6 protein-coding genes are annotated in these 3,295 nt (G+C 57.9%); 3 read left to right on the top strand and 3 right to left on the bottom strand.

The window, feature by feature from the left end; translation table 11 throughout:
• Positions 1 to 127: 127 nt before the first annotated feature.
• The 3 genes from P1U71_RS17805 to P1U71_RS17795 all read left to right on the top strand — a co-directional run bounded on the left by P1U71_RS17805 (position 128) and on the right by P1U71_RS17795 (position 1,222).
• A complete protein-coding gene (locus tag P1U71_RS17805) occupies positions 128 to 439 on the top strand; it encodes a hypothetical protein (protein WP_206991696.1) in 312 nt (103 codons plus the stop codon).
• Between the two features lie 4 nt (positions 440 to 443).
• Complete coding sequence (locus P1U71_RS17800) at positions 444 to 929, top strand: hypothetical protein (protein ID WP_206991695.1); 486 nt, start codon at positions 444 to 446, stop codon at positions 927 to 929.
• Between the two features lie 65 nt (positions 930 to 994).
• A complete protein-coding gene (locus P1U71_RS17795) occupies positions 995 to 1,222 on the top strand; it encodes a hypothetical protein (protein WP_206991694.1) in 228 nt (75 codons plus the stop codon).
• Positions 1,223 to 1,237: 15 nt separating this feature from the next.
• Here the strand turns inward: P1U71_RS17795 and P1U71_RS17790 are convergent, their stop codons facing one another.
• From P1U71_RS17790 to P1U71_RS17780, 3 genes are all read right to left on the bottom strand, one after another.
• Positions 1,238 to 1,918, bottom strand: coding sequence for a nitroreductase family protein (locus P1U71_RS17790; RefSeq protein ID WP_301107018.1), 681 nt, complete (start codon positions 1,916 to 1,918; stop codon positions 1,238 to 1,240).
• Between the two features lie 41 nt (positions 1,919 to 1,959).
• Positions 1,960 to 2,553: an NAD(P)H-dependent oxidoreductase gene (locus tag P1U71_RS17785; protein WP_301107017.1), complete on the bottom strand. Its 594-nt coding sequence runs from the start codon at positions 2,551 to 2,553 to the stop codon at positions 1,960 to 1,962.
• Between the two features lie 110 nt (positions 2,554 to 2,663).
• Positions 2,664 to 3,295: SDR family oxidoreductase (locus P1U71_RS17780; protein ID WP_301107016.1), on the bottom strand; the 632-nt coding region annotated here is incomplete at its 5' end.

Raw genomic sequence — 3,295 nt, 5'->3', positions numbered from 1 at the left:
CGCAGCTATTACACAATCCACCTGCCCGGTCCCGCTGTGACCGTGGGCGGCTAGAACATACCGAATTCTGTAGGGTTGAATTATCGTTCTATTTCTGGATTCATATCCGGAGGCAGGAGGGTTAACCATGGTTGATGTGTTTGTGAAAAAGGAATTCTCGTCGGATGTGGATACCGGCGATATGCAAACGGAGAAAAAGCAAGTCGTCCGCGATTACATCGCGAAAGGGCAGACATGTGACTGTCCACCGCATGATTTTGAGGAACTTCCAAAAAAAGGGGCTATTGCCCACGAACTCCGGGAGGGTCACTTCCTCCATCAGTTCGAGGCATCTAAATCGAAGCATCGCCGAAATGGCAGGAAGCTCGTGCAAACCAGCTTTATCTGTAAGCCCGGACAGCCACGAAAACGCATAGATGTAATTGACCACAGCAAGTAGTTGCATGAACCTCACGTCCGAGTATTTCGCAAGTCTGTTCCGGGATCTGACCAATCGCACCTACACATTTTCTGCGATCGTTTTTGTAGCGGAACTGTCAGGAAACCATTCCACGCCCGTATCCATATTCGATTTGGAAGTGGAGGGCCTAACGCTTGGGATTATTCAAGCGGGGGCATTTCTTGCAATCGCCCAAGCTGTTTTCAGCTTGATATTTGCGCTGTTCGTAATGGACAAGGCGGGGATGGAGAAGGCCTTTCAAGAGGCGACGTCATCTCAAGATGGTGAGGGTCTTTTCAAAAACCCGGTCTATGCGCGCCTCAGGGAAAGTGTGCAGCGCAAGGCGGCATCCGCAAAGTTGCTGTACAATATTTTCCACCTGCTCCTTCCCATGTGTGTAGGTATTCTTGCCATGCTGTGGAGCTTTCCGGATCTATGCAAGATTGTAGAAAGCTTTCCAGGCGCAGAATTCCGTTTGTGCGAAGATTAAACCGGTCCGGGATTCACAAAACTCCCAAATCGTGATTCTCTTCGATAGACATCGGAGTGATTCGAATGCCTGCCAAAACCGCAAGCCGCCGAACAGTTGTCTTTACCGAGAGCGACGGACGCAAAATTGAAGCTGTCCGATACACCAACCCTGACGGAAGCGCTGGGGGATGGGTGGCTCCTGATTTTCAGGCCGTGAACGTTACACTGGGCCCAGACGTCATCGTGTATCCGGGCGTTTCGATTTCCAGCGGTGCCATCATCACCGGAAAATGCATGATCGTTCCACACTGAGCTGGCGTTCGCTCGCTAGAACACGCGCATGATCTGATCCAGTGGCTTTTTCACCAGAGCGTGTTTGGGCACCATGGCATCGTCGGCTGGATAGCCCGCAACCAGGATCAGGAAGGGTTTTTCCGTTTCCGGACGATCACAGATCCGGTTCAGGAACTTCATCGGGTTGGGCGTGTGGACAAGGGTGGCGAGGCCGGCCTGATGACAGGCGGTCATCAGCATACCCGTGGCGATGCCGACGCTTTCGTTGATGTAGTAGTTCTTGCGGGTTTCTCCCGCTTGCACGCCGCCGCGGCGCTGGGCGAAGATACAGATCAGCCAGGGGGCGATTTCCATATAGGGCTTGTCGGCATCGGTGCCGATCGGCGCGAGCGCGTCGAGCCAGTCTTCCCCCGCGCGCCCTGAATAGAATTCACGCTCTTCAGCTTCGGCAGCCTGACGAATTTCGCGCTTTTTTTCTGCGCTGTTCACACAGGCAAAAAACCAGGGCTGGTGATTGGCGCCGGATGGGGCCGACCCGGCGGCGGCGACACAGGCCTCAATGATTTCGCGTGGGACGGGCTTGTCGGAGAAGGCGCGGACGGAACGGCGCGTCGCCAGAGAGTCGTGAACGGCCCGGGCGCGGATTCGCATCTCGTCTTCGGGATAGGACGGGAAGCCGCTGAGCGGGACATGGGTCTCGGTACTGGTTTTCATGATGCCCGTGTTAGCAGGATGACGGGCGGGCGCAATTCACATCACCGGAACCGGCGGGCGGCATCAGCGCCGCGCCTTTCGGCCCGCTTCATCCATTTTAAGAGCGTCGCCTCCTTGGCCGTCTTCACCGGTCCGACCTGCAGAATGCGTGCGGGATGTATGCCGACAAATTTCATGACGGGCTTCTGCACCTGTAACTTGGCGGCGCGACCATTGGATAGCCGGTCAAACCAGACCGGCGCGTCGGACGTCATCAGCACATCGCCCCGTCGTCCGGCCAGCAGGCGATCCCAGAAGGGGTCCTTCTCGTGATACTTCATGGCGAAGCCCGGCAGGAAACTGCGGTCGATCACGCCTTTCATCTTGGCGGGCATCCCGCCCCACCATTGCGGATAGGCCCAACAGACATGATTGGCCCAGAGCAAGTTCTCCCGCCACGCTTCAAGGCATGGCTCAAGGGTCTTGCGGGCGTGATAGCCTTCGGTGAGATCCGGGTCGAAGACCATGTCCGACAGGTTCATGCGTCGGACTTCGGCACCGTTTGCTTCTGCGCCGCGCTGGTAGGCGTCCGCCATGCCGTGGCTGAGCGATGTAGCGCGTGGATGGCCGACCCAGAGAAAGATGCGTGCTGGCATGAGAGCCCCCCAAATACGATTGAACAATACGTTTATTGTTCAATACGGATCTGATGGCAAGCCCAAACGGTGTGGGGTGCAATTCGCCAGCATGGGGTTCGCCCTGCGTGTCAGCCGCGTTTCAGACTGGCAACGGCATCGGAGACAGGTGTATCGCCATTTGTGAGTTCGATGATCTCATTGGTGATTTCCGGCACGCCGATCAGCTCCGCGAGCGTGGCGGCGACATTGCCGCGCGCGACGTCTCCATAGGTGATCGCGCGGCCCGCCATCACTTTGCCATCGCCGTCATCATCTTTCAGCGTGCCAGGGCGCAGGATGACATAGTCGATCCCGCTGGTGGCGAGGGCCGCATCGGCGCGGCGCTTCATGGCCATATAGTGCTCGAAATCATCGCTCGTGTCGCGGTCGCGCCCGGCATCCATGATGACTGAGACGAGATAGATGCGGTTCACGCCCGTGGCGCGCGCGGCCTCGATCAGCTTTTCCGGGCCCTCTCCATCAATCGCGGTCGTCTTGTCCCGGCCGCTGCCGGCGGCGCCTGCGGAGAAGACGGCCGTATCACAGCCGTTCATGGCGCTGGCGAGGTCGTCTGCGGTCATGTCGATGATATTGCCGAGAACGGGCTCGACGCCCTGCTTGCGCAGATCATCTGCCTGTTCAGGTTTGCGGTGCAGGCCTTTGACCGTGTGGCCGGCCTCGACGAGTTTCGGGCTCAGGCGGCTGCCGACGCCGCCCGTGG

Origin of the sequence: Sneathiella sp. (genome assembly GCF_029233945.1) — a bacterium.
In the GTDB taxonomy this organism is placed as follows: Bacteria; Pseudomonadota; Alphaproteobacteria; order Sneathiellales; family Sneathiellaceae; genus Sneathiella.
Note: the sequence above shows the minus strand (reverse complement) of the source record. Positions and strands in the feature narration are given on the sequence as shown.

Bases quoted from the DNA above. Each gene is read 5' to 3' on its own strand.
- P1U71_RS17805 (WP_206991696.1), top strand. From the start codon at position 128: ATGGTTGATGTGTTTGTGAAAAAGGAATTCTCGTCGGATGTGGATACC.
- P1U71_RS17800 (WP_206991695.1), top strand. From the start codon at position 444: ATGAACCTCACGTCCGAGTATTTCGCAAGTCTGTTCCGGGATCTGACC.
- P1U71_RS17795 (WP_206991694.1), top strand. From the start codon at position 995: ATGCCTGCCAAAACCGCAAGCCGCCGAACAGTTGTCTTTACCGAGAGC.
- P1U71_RS17790 (WP_301107018.1), bottom strand. From the start codon at position 1,918: ATGAAAACCAGTACCGAGACCCATGTCCCGCTCAGCGGCTTCCCGTCC.
- P1U71_RS17785 (WP_301107017.1), bottom strand. From the start codon at position 2,553: ATGCCAGCACGCATCTTTCTCTGGGTCGGCCATCCACGCGCTACATCG.